Source organism: Methylocystis sp. Uni0008 (genome assembly GCF_056838045.1).
In genome coordinates, this window is record NZ_CM166370.1 from 2,291,838 (window position 1) to 2,307,983 (window position 16,146).

Annotated in this window: 14 protein-coding genes and 1 tRNA gene; 10 read left to right on the forward strand and 5 right to left on the reverse strand. The window is 64.9% G+C overall.

The genetic code is table 11. The annotated features are described in order from the left end of the window. Nucleotides 1–414: 414 nt before the first annotated feature. The 4 genes from AC0X69_RS11420 to AC0X69_RS11435 all read left to right on the forward strand — a co-directional run bounded on the left by AC0X69_RS11420 (nt 415) and on the right by AC0X69_RS11435 (nt 6,756). On the forward strand, nt 415–1,992 hold the full coding sequence (locus tag AC0X69_RS11420; protein ID WP_482607704.1) for a 2-isopropylmalate synthase: 1,578 nt from the start codon (nt 415–417) through the stop codon (nt 1,990–1,992). Between the two features lie 322 nt (nt 1,993–2,314). Continuing rightward, complete coding sequence (locus AC0X69_RS11425; protein ID WP_482607705.1) at nt 2,315–4,141, forward strand: trypsin-like peptidase domain-containing protein; 1,827 nt, start codon at nt 2,315–2,317, stop codon at nt 4,139–4,141. Between the two features lie 17 nt (nt 4,142–4,158). Next, the gene (locus AC0X69_RS11430) at nt 4,159–5,040 is read left to right on the forward strand and encodes a PP2C family protein-serine/threonine phosphatase (protein WP_482607707.1); all 882 of its coding nucleotides are present in this window, start codon (nt 4,159–4,161) and stop codon (nt 5,038–5,040) included. 3 nt (nt 5,041–5,043) lie between these two features. Further along, a complete protein-coding gene (locus tag AC0X69_RS11435) occupies nt 5,044–6,756 on the forward strand; it encodes a serine/threonine-protein kinase (RefSeq protein ID WP_482607709.1) in 1,713 nt (570 codons plus the stop codon). Here AC0X69_RS11435 and AC0X69_RS11440 read toward each other — a convergent pair. Continuing rightward, nucleotides 6,731–7,069: a hypothetical protein gene (locus AC0X69_RS11440; RefSeq protein ID WP_482607710.1), complete on the reverse strand. Its 339-nt coding sequence runs from the start codon at nt 7,067–7,069 to the stop codon at nt 6,731–6,733. The genes AC0X69_RS11435 and AC0X69_RS11440 overlap by 26 nt on opposite strands. Nucleotides 7,070–7,228: 159 nt before the next feature. Between AC0X69_RS11440 and AC0X69_RS11445 the strand changes: the two genes are divergently transcribed. From AC0X69_RS11445 to AC0X69_RS11460, 4 genes are all read left to right on the forward strand, one after another. Then, complete coding sequence (locus tag AC0X69_RS11445) at nt 7,229–8,266, forward strand: alpha/beta hydrolase (protein WP_482607712.1); 1,038 nt, start codon at nt 7,229–7,231, stop codon at nt 8,264–8,266. Between the two features lie 164 nt (nt 8,267–8,430). Beyond that, on the forward strand, nt 8,431–10,665 hold the full coding sequence (locus AC0X69_RS11450) for a L,D-transpeptidase family protein (protein WP_482607713.1): 2,235 nt from the start codon (nt 8,431–8,433) through the stop codon (nt 10,663–10,665). Nucleotides 10,666–10,742: 77 nt separating this feature from the next. Next, nucleotides 10,743–11,870: an IS630 family transposase gene (locus tag AC0X69_RS11455; protein ID WP_482607591.1), complete on the forward strand. Its 1,128-nt coding sequence runs from the start codon at nt 10,743–10,745 to the stop codon at nt 11,868–11,870. Between the two features lie 175 nt (nt 11,871–12,045). Then, on the forward strand, nt 12,046–13,092 hold the full coding sequence (locus AC0X69_RS11460) for a class I SAM-dependent methyltransferase (protein ID WP_482607715.1): 1,047 nt from the start codon (nt 12,046–12,048) through the stop codon (nt 13,090–13,092). Nucleotides 13,093–13,148: 56 nt separating this feature from the next. Here AC0X69_RS11460 and AC0X69_RS11465 read toward each other — a convergent pair whose 3' ends face one another. The 4 genes from AC0X69_RS11465 to AC0X69_RS11480 all read right to left on the reverse strand — a co-directional run bounded on the left by AC0X69_RS11465 (nt 13,149) and on the right by AC0X69_RS11480 (nt 15,012). Beyond that, nucleotides 13,149–13,583: a cupin domain-containing protein gene (locus AC0X69_RS11465; RefSeq protein WP_482607716.1), complete on the reverse strand. Its 435-nt coding sequence runs from the start codon at nt 13,581–13,583 to the stop codon at nt 13,149–13,151. Nucleotides 13,584–13,654: 71 nt separating this feature from the next. Further along, a complete protein-coding gene (locus AC0X69_RS11470) occupies nt 13,655–14,356 on the reverse strand; it encodes a VIT1/CCC1 transporter family protein (RefSeq protein ID WP_482607718.1) in 702 nt (233 codons plus the stop codon). A gap of 68 nt (nt 14,357–14,424) precedes the next feature. Then, entirely contained in the window at nt 14,425–14,823 is a 399-nt protein-coding gene (locus tag AC0X69_RS11475; RefSeq protein WP_482613383.1) for a GFA family protein, read from the reverse strand. Nucleotides 14,824–14,922: 99 nt separating this feature from the next. Then, a tRNA-Ser gene (locus AC0X69_RS11480) sits at nt 14,923–15,012 on the reverse strand. Nucleotides 15,013–15,138: 126 nt separating this feature from the next. Between AC0X69_RS11480 and AC0X69_RS11485 the strand changes: the two genes are divergently transcribed. Both AC0X69_RS11485 and msrA read left to right on the forward strand, forming a co-directional pair. Continuing rightward, nucleotides 15,139–15,456 (forward strand): hypothetical protein, encoded by a 318-nt coding sequence (locus AC0X69_RS11485; RefSeq protein WP_482607720.1) that lies wholly within the window; start codon nt 15,139–15,141, stop codon nt 15,454–15,456. A 32-nt stretch (nt 15,457–15,488) separates the two neighbouring features. Then, nucleotides 15,489–16,145 (forward strand): peptide-methionine (S)-S-oxide reductase MsrA, encoded by a 657-nt coding sequence (msrA, locus tag AC0X69_RS11490; protein WP_482607721.1) that lies wholly within the window; start codon nt 15,489–15,491, stop codon nt 16,143–16,145. Nucleotide 16,146: the final 1 nt, after the last annotated feature.

Consider the following 16,146-nt stretch of genomic DNA (forward strand, 5'->3'; position numbering starts at 1 on the left):
AGGGCCATAAGCGTTTCAAGCGCAAAAATTATCGCCCGCCGAGTCTCTCATGCATATGGCGTAGCCGCCATCTTATTGAAGCGGGCGCGTCATCTTTGTAGCCGGCGCATGGCCTTCCGACAGGCGGCGCTTGCGGCGCAGCGGACTCTTGCGCTATTCTCTGCGCCGATTGCGGCCAAACGCCGCCGGAACGGGACGAGATCGTTGCCCTACGCAACCGACTTTGCGAATGACTCTGCGACGCCGGCGCGCGCGCATGGATTCGCTCGGCCGCGTTCCCTGCCGCTTTTCGGCCTGCTGCTTCTTAGTCGCCCCTGAGCGCCCGACGGGCTCGCGCCCAGGCTTTCAGGGGACACGCCATGCAGTCAAGAAAGAGCCCCTGAGCGGGCGCGGCAAAGCAGGATTTCAAAACCGATGAGCCATACGTCACAGCCCGACGCGGTCGCAGATAACGACGCGCGCGTCCTGATTTTCGACACCACCCTGCGCGACGGCGAGCAATCGCCGGGCGCCTCGATGACCCTCGAAGAGAAGCTCGAGGTCGCCGATCTCCTGGATCAGTTGGGCGTCGACATCATCGAGGCCGGCTTCCCGATCGCCAGTCCCGGCGATTTCGAGAGCGTCAGCGAAGTGGCGCGGCGCGTGAAGAACGCCTCCGTCGCCGGATTGGCGCGCGCATCCGAAAAGGACATCGACCGCTGCGCCGAAGCGCTGCGGCAGGCGCAGCGCCCGCGCATCCACACCTTCATCTCCACGTCGCCCGTGCATATGAAATACAAGCTCCAGATGGAGCCGGAGCGGGTCCTGGAGATGGTCTCCGCCTCGGTCACACGCGCGCGCAATCACGTCGCGGACGTGGAGTGGTCGGCGGAAGACGGCACGCGCACGGAGCTCGATTTTCTGTGCCGCTGCGTCGAGGCCGCGATCAAGGCCGGCGCGACGACCATCAATATTCCAGACACCGTCGGCTACATCACGCCGGCGGAATATGAGCAGCTGTTCCGCACGGTGCGCGAACGGGTGCCCAATTCCGACAAGGCGATCTTCTCCGTGCACTGCCACGACGATCTGGGATTGGCGGTCGCCAATTCGCTCGCCGGCGTGCGCGGCGGCGCGCGGCAGGTGGAATGCACGATCAACGGCATCGGCGAGCGGGCAGGCAACGCCGCGCTCGAAGAAGTCGTGATGGCGATGAAGACGCGCGCCGACGCGCTGCCGTTTTTCACCAACATCGACGCCAAGCTGTTAACGCGCGCGTCGAAGCTCGTTTCGGCGGTGACGTCCTTCCCCGTGCAATACAACAAGGCGATCGTCGGTCGGAACGCTTTCGCGCATGAGAGCGGCATCCATCAGGACGGCATGCTCAAGAATGCGCATACGTACGAGATCATGACGCCGGAGAGCGTCGGGGTCTCCAAGACCTCGCTCGTCATGGGCAAGCATTCCGGCCGCCACGCCTTCCGCGAGAAGCTGAAGGAGCTGGGCTACGATCTCGGCGAGAACGCGCTGCAGGACGCCTTCAACCGCTTCAAGGATTTGGCCGACCGCAAGAAATTCGTCTACGACGAGGATCTGGTCGCGCTGGTCGACGACGAGATCGTCAACGCGCACGACCATATCAAGGTCGAGGCGTTGATGGTGATGGCCGGCACGCATGGTCCGCAGTCGGCGGCGCTCACCCTCGACATCGACGGACAGAAGCTGACCCATCAGGCGACCGGCAACGGCCCCGTCGACGCGATCTTCAACGCGATCAAGGCGCTCGCGCCGCATGACGCGACTCTGGAGCTGTTCCAGGTCCACGCCGTCACCGAAGGCACCGACGCGCAGGCGGAAGTCTCGGTGCGACTGAGCGAAAACGGCAAGTCGGTGACCGGCCGCGGCGCCGATCCCGACACGCTCGTCGCTTCGGCGCGCGCCTATGTTTCCGCGCTGAACCGGCTGATCTCGAAGCGGGCGCGCGGCAAGCCCGAAGCGATGCAGGCGATCTGACTGCCCTGGCTACAATTGAGGGCTCCCGCCGGTTATGGCGGGAGCCTTCTTCGCGCTGGACGAGCGGATGAACTGACGCCGCGCGCACGCGAGCCCCTACCCTCAAGATATCTTTGAAGAATTACGCGAAAGCTCCGCGCGAACGTCACCGCGCGACCGATCGCGCGAGAACGATTGCGTGCGCAACGCTCGGCTTTCGCGCGGCGCGCCTTGCCACCCGAGGAAAGTCGGGCTTATCCTCGAAGTTGGGGCAATTCGCGCATTTTCAAGCGCAAGACGAATTCAAACAGGGGCGCGCGTTTTTGGCGCGCGGGGGGCTGAAATGACGACTCCAGTTGAACGCATCATCATACGACATCTGTCAGGCTCCAAAGCCAATCAGATCGAACAGTTGCCGGTGGGCGACGCGCGCGAATTCACCATCGGCCGCGATCCCGCGTCCAAGATCGCTTTCGATCCTGTCGGCGACAGCGTCGTCAGCCGCAAACACGCCATCATCCGCATGACGGGCGAAGGCGACAATGTCTCCTTCAAGCTGTCGGACGCGGGCAGCAGCAACGGCACCTTCCTGAATGGCGAGCGGGTGACGGGCGAGGTCGAGCTCCTTCCCGAGGACACGATCGAACTTGGCGCCAAAGGCCCGAAATTCGCCTTCGACGTGCAGCCGCGGCCGACGAATTTCGCCGCCCGAACGAAGGTGATCGGCGTCGCGGACACGGCCGCGACGCGCGTCATCAAGACGGCGGAAGTCGCAGCGTCGACCGCCGTCAGCGCTGCGGCGACCGGAGCGAGCACGGCGGGAGGACCGAGCGCCGACGCAACGAAGAAGTCCGGCGTCGGCCAGGAAACCGTGCAGCGGCTCATCGGCGAGGAACGCGGCAAAGCCGCTCGCACGATGACCGGCGTGATCGCCGCAGTGGTCGCCTTCTTCGTGCTGGGCGGCGCGGCGCTCTACTGGACGCAGCATCGCGAGTTCGAACGTAGAGACGCGGAAGAGAAGCTCACCCAGAACGAGACCGACGAACGGCTGTCGCGCATACCCGACGACGTCAACCGCAAGATCGGCATGAAGCCGCGCGAGATCTACGACAAGTTCGCGAAGTCGACCGTCCAAATCGGGATGATGTGGCGCCTCTACGACAAGCAGACCGGTCGGCCGATCCAGCACAAGACTGTCGACTACAAGGGCCGGCGCTATCCCGCCTATGTGCAGCTGCCGAACAATCTCGGCGTCGTGCGTTGGCTAACGCTGGAGGATGATCACATCACCAATCTGATGGTCGGCGGCGGGGGCACCGGCAGCGGCTTCGTCATCAGCGAGCAGGGCTACATACTGACGAACAAGCACGTCGCCGCGGGCTGGCAGGTCGCCTATGGCGACGAAGGCGGCCGCGAGGGCATTCTCTACGACTACGTCGTCGTCTCGTCCGGCAAGAAGCGCAAAGCCAAGATCAAGGAGCCGAAGATCATCGATTTGCGCGATTCCACCTACTCCGACGTGTTCTATTGGATCCCTGAGTCCGGCGGATATATTTTCAAGACGGACGATCCCACGACGGCGCTCGCCGGCAATACGCCGGATCCGAACTCCAACAACAAGGCGACGTTCGTCGGACGCAATGAGGTGCTGGAGGTCAAGTTTCACGGCAGCCGGCTGGGCGTCAACGCCAGTCTCGTGCGGACCTCGCCAGACGCCGACGCGGCGCTGGTCAAGATCGACTCGCCACAGACTTTGACCAAGGTGGACCTGGCGCCCAACGCTCCGGTCGAGGTCGGCGAGAACATCATCGTTCTCGGCTATCCCGCCGTCTCGGTCGAGAACTTCGTGCTGCGGCAGACGGAGGAGCGCGGCCGCATTCGCAGCCAGCTCGAAAAGATCACCGAGGCGACCGTCACCGAGGGAATCGTGTCGAAGACCGCGAGCGGCGTGACGTCGACGGAGGGCGGGACTTTCGCGAGCGACATGGGCGACGTCTACCAGCTCAGCGTCGTCGCCACCGGATCGGGCAACAGCGGCGGTCCGGTGTTCAACTCAATGGGCAAAGTCATCGGACTGTTCACCTACAGCCGCAACGTCGGCGACACCAAGGCGACGATGGCGGTTCCGATCAAATACGGCGCCGAACTCACGCAGGCGCAGCGCGAATAATAGAGGCCGGTCCTCCCATGACGGCGAACCAGCCATCAGCCGCTCCGTTACGCATCGCAGGCGCGATCCGCACGGATGTCGGATGCGTCCGGCAGCTTAACGAAGACTCCGTCGCCTTCATTGCGGGCGCCGGCGGGTCGAGTGATCGCGACCATGGCGCGCTCGCGCTCGTCGCCGACGGCATGGGCGGCCATGCCGCCGGCGAGGTGGCGAGCGCGCTCGCGCTCGAAGTCGTGCGTCGCGTCTATTATTCGCTCGACAAGACCCCTTCCGAGGCGTTGCGCGCGGCGTTCGACGCCGCCAATCGCGCGATACTCGACTATGCCGGCAAACATCCCGAATGCGCCGGCATGGGAACGACATGCACGGCGCTCGGCGTCAGGGACAGTCTTCTCTGGCTCGCGCATGTCGGCGACAGCCGCGCCTATCTCATGCGCGACGGCCAGCTCACCCAGCTTTCCGACGATCAGACGCTGCACGCGCAATTGGTGCGCGATGGCGTAATGTCGCCGGAGGACGCCGGCAAGGGCGCCGGAAGCAATGTCATTCTGCAGGCGCTCGGCACGCGTCTCGACGTCGAGCCGACAATCTGGAAAGAAGGCCTGCCGCTGCGGCTCGGCGACATTGCGGTGTTGTGCTCGGACGGCTTGAGCAATCTCGTCTCCGACGCGACGATCGCGGACGCCGTCTCCAGGCACGCGCCGGCGGAAGCCTGTCGCCTGCTGATCGAGGCGGCCCGCGGCGGCGGAGGACATGACAACATCTCAATAGGCGTTTTCGTGGTCGAAACCGACGGCGTTAGTCGGGCTCCAGATCAAGCGGCGACGAAGCGGATCAACGTCGCCGACCCGCCGACCGGCGCGCTGACGGCGAAGATCGACGCCGTCGCGGAGGGTTAAGACATGACCGACCCGCAGATGATCGGACATTATCGAGTCGTCCGGCTGCTCGGCACGGGCGCGATGGGCAAGGTGCACGCGGCCGTCGACACCTTTCTCGAGCGCGACGTGGCGATCAAATCCTTACGCGCGGAGCTCACTCAAGATCCCGATTTCGTCGGGCGATTCCGGGCCGAGGCGACAAGTCTCGCGAAACTCAACCACCCGAACATCACGACGCTCTATTCGCCGGTGCTGGAGGGCAACGACCTTTACATGGTCATGGAGCTCGTAAACGGCCGGCCGCTCGACGAGATCCTGAGAGAGCGCGGCAAGCCGCTTGGCGTCAAGGAAAGTCTCGCCGTCGTCGCGCAGGCGGCGGACGGACTGGCCTACGCGCATCAGATGGGCGTCATTCATCGCGACATTAAGCCGTCGAACCTGATGGTCGCCGACGACGGCCGCATCAAGATCATGGATTTCGGCATTGCGCGGGTGCGCGGCAGCGTGCGTCTGACGCGCGCCGGCACGGCGGTCGGAACGCCTCTTTACATGTCGCCGGAACAATGCCGCGGCGGCGAAGGCGACGAGCGGAGCGACCTCTACTCGCTGGCCGTCGTGCTTTACGAAATGCTTGCAGGCGCGCCGCCGTTTTCCGGCGCGACCGAATATGACCTCACCCAGGCGCAGATCCACGCCGAGGCGCCGCCGCTCGTGCCGCGAATCTCCGGCGTAACGCCGGAACTTGAATCGGCGATCATGACGGCGCTGTCGAAGCGTCCCGAGCAGCGGTTCCCGAACATGCGCGCCTTCAGCGACGCGCTCGGCGCCACGGCGCTGCGCATCGACGCCGCGAGCATCGTGCGAAACGCCGCCCATCTCGTTCAGGATTCGACGGCCGAACACGACGTGCCGCCGCCCGAGCGCGTGTCGACCAAGCTGATCGCCCTCGCCAAGAGTCGCAGCGCGACGCTCGTGCGCCGCTTCAAGCGGCTGCATCCGGCGGCGCAAGGCGCTTCGCTCGGCGTCGCGGCCGCAGGCCTCGCGACCCTGGCGTTTCTCGCGCTGATGGAGCCATCTTCTGCGCCGGATCGACAGGAACGCATGTCGCGGATCGACTCCGAGGACGGCGATCGGCGATCGATCAGCCGGGTCAATGACGCCGCGCCCCCGCGACGCGGCGACTGCAATTCGCAGTTCGCCACGCCGAACGATCCCCTCGGCTGCAACTGGCGTCAGTCCTCCGCATCGAACTCAAGCGCGTCGATTCAAGACTTGCGCGCGGCGATGAAAGATCGCAGCCGGTGGGACGCCGCCTTCCCGATCGCGCAAAGACTGGCGGAGGCCGGCGACAAGGAGGCGCAATATTATCTCGCGACTCTCTACGCGAAGGCGCCGGGCCACCAGAACTTCTCGGAGGCGTTCAACTGGTTCAAGAAGTCCGCCATGCAGGGCTATGCGGACGCGCAGGCGTCGCTCGGCGTCATGTACAAGGACGGCTTGACGCCAGACGGCAGGCAAGACCCGAGCGAAGCGGTGCGCTGGTTTCAGCTGGCCGAAGCGCAGAACAACGGACGCGCGCAATTCTGGCTGGCCGAAGCCTATGAGAGGGGCCTGGCGGGACTGGACGTCAATCGCAGCAAGGCGGAAGAACTCTATTACAAGGCGAGCCTGCAGGACATTCCCGACGCCGCCGACGCCTTGCAAAGGGTCAAGCGGCGACGCGGCCGCCGCTAAAGACCGCCTTTGCTGAACTGTCCGCCGCCTCCCGAAGAACCGCCGCCGCCACCACCGCCACCGCCGCCGCTGTGGCGATGACGGCTCGCGACGCGCACGCGTCCGCGATGACGCGCGAAATGTCGCTGGGCCCGATAATGATGATAGCCGCCATAATGGCGACGATGAAATCGGAAGCGAAACCCTCCGAGCATCGCGCCGATGAGACCCAGTTGAGCGGAGGCCGGCTCGGGCTCCAACACGACCAGAGGAAGGATGAAAGCGCCCAGCAATAAGGATCGGCGCGAAAGCAGACGGTCGACGCCGTCGTCATTGTCACTCATGGAACTCGCCCCCGCAGACGGTACGCCCCGATATTGTTCTCGCGGCTGCATCCTGTCAATTTGACCGCCGCCCGGGGTCGAGCGCATCGCTTCATGAATTTGCGCCAGGCTTTGAATTCCTGAGCGCAAAAAACTTTGGGAAAGAGTTAATGGGAGACGCTGACAACCGTCCGGACCCGTGCGTCTTCGTCGACGAGCGCATGGATGGACCGGGCGCCATCCGCGTCGCGGAAAACGATCCGGCCGCGCCCTTTTATCGTTTACTGTCGAAGCTGCGCACGCCTGTCGCCATGCGCGACATGATGTTGGCGCCGGTGCGCGCCTGTTACAGAGGCGAGGGGCTGGCCATCGACCCGGCGGAACTGCCGCCGAGCGCCGCGCAGCTCTATCCGCAGGTGAAGGTTTCGACCCTCGCCGTTCCCTCGCAGGCCGGGCCGATCCGCTGCGAATGTTTTGCGCCTTCCGGCGAAGGCGCAAAGCCGATGATGCTTTACGTCCATGGCGGCGGCTTCGTCGTCGGACGATCGGAAGACACGGCCTATGTCACCAGCCGCATCGCCGCGGAAAACGACATCATCGTCGTCAGCGTCAATTATCGCTGGGCGCCAGTATGGCCGTTTCCCGCCGGCCTCAACGATTGCATGGCGGTTCTGCGCTGGATGCGCGACGCAGGCGGCGAGATTGGCGGCGACCCATCGCGCCTATTGGTTTGCGGAGATTCCGCCGGAGGCAATCTCGCCGCCGCATTGCCGCTAAGAGCGCGAGACGATCGCGCATCGATCGTCGCGACAGTGCTCTTATGCCCGGTGACGGATTTTCACTTCGAAGAATTTCCGTCCTTCGAGCGACTGGCGCCGACGGGCGTTGTGATCGACGCCGCCTTCATGGGATTCGCGCGCGGCGCCTATCTGACGAAGCTCGAGCAGTGGCGAAATCCCTGGGCGAGCCCGGCGCTCGGCGATTTGACGGGCTACCCGCGAACGCTGCTCGTCAGCGGCGGGGCCGATCCGCTTGTCGACGACAATCGCGCCTTTGTCGGAAAACTCGCGGCGGCGAAGGTAGAGGTCGCGCATTTCATCGGCGAAGCCATGCCGCACGGTTTCTATTTCTTTCCTGGCCTGCTGAGCGAGACCGACGCCGCTTTCGCGGCGATCGCGTCATTTTTGGGAAGGGCGCTGCAAAGCTAAGAAAAACAACTCCCTCAACTCGCCGCCAAGCAGAGTTCAAGCTTTCGCTGTCTTGTTCTTGGCTTTTGTTTTGCTTGCATGGCCTCGCATTAGCCATTCATTATCGATTAAATAAGAAATACGCCTTACTACCATAGGCGCTTAACCGCGGTTTGGAGCGGCCCATGCGCTTTCGAATGCGCTCTCGCGCCAGGCTTTTTACGACGGTGGTGATTGCTGCTGGCGCCGCCGCGACGCTTGGCGTCGCGCGCACGCCCGCCATGGCGCAAGCCTATTTTTTCTGGGGCGGCGAGAGCGAGCCTCGCGCGGAGCCGGCGCGTGAGCGCAAACCGGCGATGCAGCCGCAGCGCCCCTCCGCGCGAAAGAAAGTCTCCAGAACGGCGCCCGAAAAGGGCGGCGCCACAGCGGCGCGAGAGGCCAAGCCCGAGGCCGCGCAACTCGATCGACCGCTCTTCGTGATCGCCTCGATCGCGGACCAGCACGTGTCCATCTACAATCACCGGGGCCTTGTCGCCCGTTCGGCGATCTCGACCGGCATCGCCGGACATCCGACGCCCAAGGGCATTTTCTCCATCATCGGCCGCGAGCGATTTCACCGGTCGAACATCTATTCCGGCGCGCCGATGCCGTTCATGCAGCGGATCACGTGGTCCGGCATCGCCATGCATCTCGGCGTCGTGCCGGGACATCCCGCCTCGCACGGCTGCATCCGGCTTCCCGCCGCCTTCGCCGCGAGGCTGTGGGGCATGACCAGGATCGGCGAGCGCGTCGTCATCTCGCCGCATGACGTCAGCCCGTCCGAGTTCGACCACCCGCTGCTGCCCGCGCCGAAAATGCGCGCCGCCGAATCCGATAAGGACGAGCCAGCGACGGACTCCGTTCAGCCGCCTCAAGCCGCCGCCGATCGCCCGTCGAACGCGTCGCAAGAGCAGGCGGAAAAGTCGATTGTCGAGGCGGGCGGCGAAACGGGTGCGGCCGCCAAATCCGCGCCGGACGTAGGAACTTCAACCGCTTCGGCGGGGACGGAGCCTTCCGTCGCCAACGCGCCTCCGCAGTCGGAACAACCGAAGGCGGACGTCAGCATGGAAGTCGTTGCGGACGCCAAAGCTGCGCCCGCTCCGCAACAGGCGGAACGCGCGAACGCCGGAATCGTCTCCGAAGCGGCTGCGTCAACGAATTCCACGCCGGCCGCTGACCCGCAGCCGGCGCAGCATGCCGACGCGCAACAGAAGGCGGAGGAGCCGAGGCTCGACGCGGCGGATAAAACTGCTGAAGCCGTGGACGCTCCGCAGCAGCCGGCGCCGGTCGCAGTCGAATTTGGCGTCGCCGACCCGCAACCGCAAGCCGAGCAGCCCAAAAACGAAGCGGCCGCGGATAAGCCCGAATCAACGGCCGCCCCACGCGAAAACGCCGCCGCGAAACGCCTGACGGTGAATCCGCACCAATATGCGCAGCAACTCAAGACCAGGGCCGCGGCCGACGCCGCCGCCGCCGCCAAGGCCGTCAAGACGTTGTCCGCTGACGCGGCGGCGAAGCAGAAGGACGCCGCGCGCGCAGCGGCGGAGCTCAGCGCCGCAGAAGCCGTGAACGCCGCGGCGCGCGCGAAAGCAGACGCCGCCGCTGCGTCCTACAACGCCGCCATGGCGGCGGCGGCCAGCCAGAAGGAGCCCGCCGAAACCGCGGAGCGCGGCGCGCTCTCTGGCGACGCGCGCGCGAAATCCAACGCGGATCGGCTGACGATCGCCTATGGAAAGGCGCTCCTCGCGGAAGATGCGGCGCTGCTCGCGAAGACGAACGCCGAAGCCGCACTCGCCGAAGCCGCCGCGAAGCTGGAGCAGGCGAGAGCCATCTCCGCCGCCAAGGACACGGAGTTCGCGGATCTTGATCGGCGGCTGGAGGAGGCGCGCGCCGCCGCCGCCGTCGCCGCGACCGCCGAAAGAGAAGCGCAGCGGCGCATCGCGCCCGTGTCCGTGCTGATCAGCAAGAAGGAACGGCGACTCTACGTTCGACAAGGCCTTTCGCCGCTTTTCGACGCGCCGGTCGAGATCCGCGATCCCGACGCGCCGCTCGGTTCGCATCTCTACATCGCGACGGCGGCGAACGAAGACGGCGCCTCGCTCAAATGGTCCGTCGTATCGATGCCCGTCCGCGCAGCCGACGCGCAGCCGGAGCGCCGCAAGAATCTGGCGTCGGCCGAAGCTCGGGCCGACGTGTCCTGGGATTGGCGTCCATCGGGCGCCAGTCCAGCGGAGGCGCTGGAGCGCGTCGACATCCCCAAGGACGTTCGCGACCGGATCGCCGAACGCCTGTGGACCGGCGCTTCGCTCATCATCACTGACCTGCCGGTCAGCGGCGAGACCGGGAACGACGGCACGGATCTGACGATCAAACTGCGCTAGTGTCCTGTCCCAGAAATTACTAGCCACGTTTTCGCGATTGTGATTCCTTCGGCCCAGGCGGGATTCGGGAGGGCGGCATGGCGAGGGACGGAGCGACCAAAGCGAGCAAGATTGAGCTCAGCGAGAACGAACGGGAATACCTCAAAAGGCTCGTCCGGCGACGCAAGGTGGCGCGTGGGCATGCGCAACGCGCGGAGATCGTGTTGCGGGCCGCTGACGGGCTCAACAACTGCGAGATCGCGGCTGCGGTCGGTGTAACGCGGCAGACCGTGCGCACATGGCGCGAGCGTTTCGCCAAGCACCGTCTCGATGGTCTCGACGATGAGCCGCGCTGTGGCGCGCCACGCAAGATCGGCGACGACCGCGTTGAGGAGATCGTGACCAGGACACTCGAAACGCAGCCCAAGAACGCGACGCACTGGAGCACGCGCGGCATGGCGAAAGCATCGGGCGTGTCGACTTCGTCGGTTCATCGCATTTGGCGTGCATTCTCCCTACAGCCGCATCGCACCGAGACTTTCAAGCTCTCGACCGACCCGCAGTTCGTCGAGAAAGTGCGCGACATCGTTGGCCTCTATCTCGATCCGCCCGACAAGGCGCTGGTGATATGCGTGGATGAAAAGAGCCAAATACAAGCGCTTGATCGAACGCAGCCGCTGCTGCCGATGCGCCCTGGACAAGTCGAGCGGCGCACGCACGACTACGACCGCCACGGCACTACGACGCTCTTTGCCGGCTTCATCGCTGCTGTCACGGCTGAGACGACCGTGAAGGCTGGCAGTGTGATCGGCACATGCATGCCGCGCCATCGCGCGCAGGAGTTCCGCAAGTTTCTCGACGAAGTGGAGAGCAACGTTCCCGCCGGCCTCGACATTCACGTCGTGATGGACAACGCTTCGAGCCATAAGACGCAAGTGATCCGCAACTGGTTCGCCAAGCGGCCCCACTGGCACATGCATTTCACGCCGACATCGTCGTCGTGGATCAATCAGGTCGAACGCTTCTTCGCGCTGCTGGCCGAAAAGCAGATCAAGCGAGGCGCGCACAAGTCCGTCAAAGACCTCATCGCCGCCATCAAGGCTTTCCTCGCCCAACAGAACGCTGATCCGAAGCCGCTGCGCTGGACCAAGTCAGCCGACGACATTCTGGCCTCCATCGAACGCTTCTGCCGTCGCACCCTCGACCTCCAAGCCAAAGCTGGATAGAAACTTCTGAATCAGGACACTAGCGCGACGTTTCCTGTTCGAAGCTGACGAAAAGCTCGCGACACAAGCGACGTCATCGCTCGGCAGTCGCACGCGTCGCCTGTATTCTCCACCTGAACGCGCGAGCGCGACGTCGAAGGCGCTCCTCGGCGCACGTCACTATGGGAGGCGAACGATGAAACTCGACATGAACAAACTCGATTCGCTGGTCGGAACGGTCGTCAATGAACTCGGCGCGGCGTCCAATGCGGCGCTGGTGATTCTCGGCGACAAGCTCGGCCTGTTCCGCGCCCTGTCGGAAGGCGCCGCCACATCCGCCGAACTCGCCGCCAAGACGGGCACGCATGAGCGCTACGTGCGCGAATGGCTGTCGGCGCAAGCCGCCTCGGGCTTCGTCGATTACGACGCGGAGACCGGCATGTTCTCGATGTCTCCCGAGCAGACGGCGGTGTTCGCGGCGGAGGACAGTCCAGCCTTCATGGTGGGCGGCTTCAGCCTGCTGTCGGCGATCTTTCACGACGAACCCAAGCTCGCCGAGGCCTTCAAGAGCGGCAAGGGCATGCATTGGGGCGACCACTGCAATTGTCTGTTCTGCGGCGTCGAGCGCTTTTTCAGGCCGGGCTACCGAACCCATCTCGTCGCCGAATGGCTGCCTGCGCTCGACGGCGTGACGCGCAAGCTCGAGCGCGGCGCCAAAGTCGCCGACATCGGCTGCGGGCATGGCGTGTCGACGCTGCTCATGGCCGACGCGTTCCCCAATTCGCAATTCGTCGGGATCGACTACCATGAAGGGTCGATCGCGCATGCGCGGGAGAAGGCCAACGGGCGCAAGAACGTGCGCTTCGAAGCGGCGCGGGCGCAGGATTTCCCCGGCGACGGCTATGATCTCGTGACCATGTTCGATTCGCTGCACGACATGGGCGACCCTGTCGGCGCCGTCGCGCATATTCGCGACGCCCTCGCGAAGGACGGAACCTTGATGCTGATCGAGCCCGCGGCCGGCGACAGTCTTGCGGAGAACCTCAATCCTGTCGGGCGGGTCTATTACGCCGGCTCGACCCACATCTGCGTGCCGACCTCGCTCAATCAGGAGGTCGGGCTCGCGCTCGGCGCACAGGCCGGCGCAAAGCGCCTTGAAGCGGTCGTGCGCGAAGGCGGCTTCTCGCATTTTCGCAAGGCGGCGGCGACGCCGTTCAACATGATCATCGAGGCGCGGCCCTAACGGGATGGCAAACGCCCCGCCGATGTCGGACGGGGGACGCTTCGCGTTTCGCGCGCTTACCGCGCCGCCGGCCGATCGACGGTGATTTCGGCGCCCGGCGGCGATTGATCGATGACCAGCAGCTTGACCGGCGCGTCGCCGACCGTCGCGCCGAAATGCCAGCTGTCGACGCTCTCGACGACGAATTCTCCCGCGCGGTAGATCCGCGACGAGGCGCCGGCCTGCTGGACAATCAGCGCGCCTTGCAGGACATAGGCGTAGCGCTGAAACGGATGCTTGTGCTCCGGCAGCCGGACGCCCGGCGCCAGAGTGTAGATCGAGGCCACGACCTCCAGAGCACCTTGCGGCAGCGCGATCGGCTGCCCCGTGGCGGTTTTTGTCGTCCTGGCGATTTCCGTCACCTGCTCGGCGGGGACGCGCTCCTCCGCATGGACCGCGCCGACCGCGATGAAAGCGGCGCTAAGCATCGCGACAAACGCCAGGCGAATCATCTGCTGCTCCACTCTCAATATGAACCCCGCATTCGCCATAGATGGAGCGTGGTCCGCAATCCCCGTTAATCTCAAACGGCCATGCCAAAAATCTTGCCGACGCCCGCGGTGAGCGCCAGCGCCAAGGCGCCCCAGAACGTCACGCGGAGCGTGGCGCGCAGAATCGGGGCGCCGCCGGTCTTAGCGCCAATTGCGCCGAGCAGCGCAAGACATGCCAGGGATACGGCCGAGACGACGGGGACGATGACGTCTCGCGGCGCAATCCACACCATCAGGAGCGGCAAGGCGGCGCCTGCCGCGAAAGTCGCGGCCGATGTGAGCGCCGCCTGTACGGGTCTTGCGGCGACGATCTCCGAGATTCCGAGTTCATCGCGCGCATGAGCGGTGAGCGCGTCCTTGTCCATCAGTTGCAGCGCCACCTGCCGCGCAAGATCGAGGTCGACGCCGCGCTCGACATAGATCTGCGCAAGCTCTTCGCGTTCGAGTTCGATCTGCTCGCTCAATTCCTTGCGCTCGCGGGCGAGATCGGCCTTTTCGGCGTCGGATTGCGAACTCACCGAGACATATTCGCCCGCCGCCATCGACATGGCGCCGGCCACCAGCCCGGCGACGCCGGCGATGAGCACGTCGCCGCGCGACGCTTCGGCCGCCGCGACGCCGACGATGAGACTCGCGGTCGAGACGATGCCGTCATTCGCGCCGAGCACGGCCGCTCTCAGCCAGCCGATGCGCTGGACGAGATGGCTCTCCCGATGCAAGCGAAGCCGGGTCATGTCGCCTCACGGTTGGGGAAGAAATCTGAGCGGTCGTTATTCGCTACGCGAAATGTTCAAGCATAGCCCTACATCGGCGGATAGCGTTCGAATTCCGGCAGGGCGTGCGCTTCCTTCATCCAGGCGATACGCTCTGCGATCTGGATTTGAGCGTGCGGCGGCAGCAGGGAAGGATCGTCAAGCGTCGCCGTCTGCACGTCGACAATGCCGGGCAGGACCTGTGAGTTTCGATAGAACAACCCGGTACCGCATGCGGGGCAGAATTGCCGGCGGCCGTGCTCCGACGACTCGTAGGTCGTCGTCGCGCCTTTGATGATCGAGACGCTGGCCTCCGGAAACATCGCCCAACCGACGACCGGCGCGCCTGCGTGCCTCCGGCAATCGGCGCAATGGCAAAGCGCGCTGGTTATCGCCTCGCCTTCGATGCTGTAGCGAACCGCGCCGCAATGACATCCGCCCTGCATCAGCGCCTCCCCTGATTCGGCGCATATTCATGCGCCCGGTTTCGATGAACCGATAGCGTCAGCTATCAAGTAGCTGATCGTGGCGGCGCCAATTTTGTGGAGTGGCGGAGGGGGCGGGATTCGAACCCGCGATACGGTTTCCCGCATACACACTTTCCAGGCGTGCGCCTTCAACCACTCGGCCACCCCTCCGCGAAGCGCGCACTATATTCAGGCGCGCCTCAAACGCAACGTCGCGCATGGACAGGCGAAGCTTGGGCGCCTATTCTTCCCACGATTTCCGCACCCGCCCGCTTCGAGCCTTCCGACGACGAGACCATGCTGCGACTCCTCACAAGACTGATCGGCCTCCTCCTGCTCGCCGGCGGCTTCATCGCCCTCATCGTCGACGGCACGCGCTCGATCGCCGCCGGTCGGGTGACGGTGACGAGCGTCAGCCGGGGCGCCTCCGAGCTTTTCCCCGGCCTCTACCAGTCGATTCAGTCGAGCGTCGAGAACGTGTCGAGCTTTCTGTGGGATCCGATGCTGACCACGCTGATGCTGGCGCCGGTCAGCGTCGCCTTCGGCGCGCTCGGCGCCCTGCTGATTCTGGTCAGCCATCGGCGGCAGGCGCCGCTCTATTACGCCCGCCGCTAGTTTCCCGGCGGGCCGCGCACTATATCGGCGCCATGGCGATCTTCGACGAACTCAGTCTCTCCAAGCTGCTCGGGCCAATTCCTGACCACGACGCGCCGGTCGCGCATGGCGCCCGCCATTTCGTCAACGGACGGCCGCTGGACCCGCCGTTTCCGCTGGGGTCCGAACAGGTCCTCTTCGGCATGGGCTGCTTCTGGGGCGCGGAGCGCAAATTCTGGCAAGCCGGCGAAGGCGTCTATGTGACGGCGGTCGGCTACGCCGGCGGCGTGACAAAAAATCCGACCTATGAGGACGTCTGCAGCGGCCGCACCGGCCACGCCGAGGTCGTTCTCGTCGTCTATCAGCCGCCGGCCATCTCATTCGATGACCTGCTGCGCATATTCTGGGAGAGCCACGACCCGACCCAGGGCATGCGCCAGGGCAATGACCACGGCACGCAGTATCGATCGGCGATCTATGTCTCGACCCCGGACCAGCTCGCCGCCGCCAAGCAATCCCTCGCCGCGTATCAACGCGTATTGACGGACGCAGGGCTGGGATCGATCACGACGGAAATCGCCGAAGGCCGCCCGTTCTACTACGCCGAGGACTACCACCAGCAGTATCTCGCCAAGAATCCCGGCGGCTATTGCGGTCTCGGCGGCACCGGCGTCGCCTGCCCCATCGGAACGGGCGCCCGCGTCGGCTGAG

Bases quoted from the DNA above. Each gene is read 5' to 3' on its own strand.
- msrA (WP_482607721.1), top strand. From the start codon at position 15,489: ATGGCGATCTTCGACGAACTCAGTCTCTCCAAGCTGCTCGGGCCAATT.
- AC0X69_RS11470 (WP_482607718.1), bottom strand. From the start codon at position 14,356: ATGACCCGGCTTCGCTTGCATCGGGAGAGCCATCTCGTCCAGCGCATC.
- AC0X69_RS11460 (WP_482607715.1), top strand. From the start codon at position 12,046: ATGAAACTCGACATGAACAAACTCGATTCGCTGGTCGGAACGGTCGTC.
- AC0X69_RS11445 (WP_482607712.1), top strand. From the start codon at position 7,229: ATGGGAGACGCTGACAACCGTCCGGACCCGTGCGTCTTCGTCGACGAG.
- AC0X69_RS11440 (WP_482607710.1), bottom strand. From the start codon at position 7,069: ATGACGACGGCGTCGACCGTCTGCTTTCGCGCCGATCCTTATTGCTGG.
- AC0X69_RS11450 (WP_482607713.1), top strand. From the start codon at position 8,431: ATGCGCTTTCGAATGCGCTCTCGCGCCAGGCTTTTTACGACGGTGGTG.
- AC0X69_RS11435 (WP_482607709.1), top strand. From the start codon at position 5,044: ATGACCGACCCGCAGATGATCGGACATTATCGAGTCGTCCGGCTGCTC.
- AC0X69_RS11425 (WP_482607705.1), top strand. From the start codon at position 2,315: ATGACGACTCCAGTTGAACGCATCATCATACGACATCTGTCAGGCTCC.
- AC0X69_RS11455 (WP_482607591.1), top strand. From the start codon at position 10,743: ATGGCGAGGGACGGAGCGACCAAAGCGAGCAAGATTGAGCTCAGCGAG.
- AC0X69_RS11485 (WP_482607720.1), top strand. From the start codon at position 15,139: ATGCTGCGACTCCTCACAAGACTGATCGGCCTCCTCCTGCTCGCCGGC.
- AC0X69_RS11430 (WP_482607707.1), top strand. From the start codon at position 4,159: ATGACGGCGAACCAGCCATCAGCCGCTCCGTTACGCATCGCAGGCGCG.
- AC0X69_RS11420 (WP_482607704.1), top strand. From the start codon at position 415: ATGAGCCATACGTCACAGCCCGACGCGGTCGCAGATAACGACGCGCGC.
- AC0X69_RS11465 (WP_482607716.1), bottom strand. From the start codon at position 13,583: ATGATTCGCCTGGCGTTTGTCGCGATGCTTAGCGCCGCTTTCATCGCG.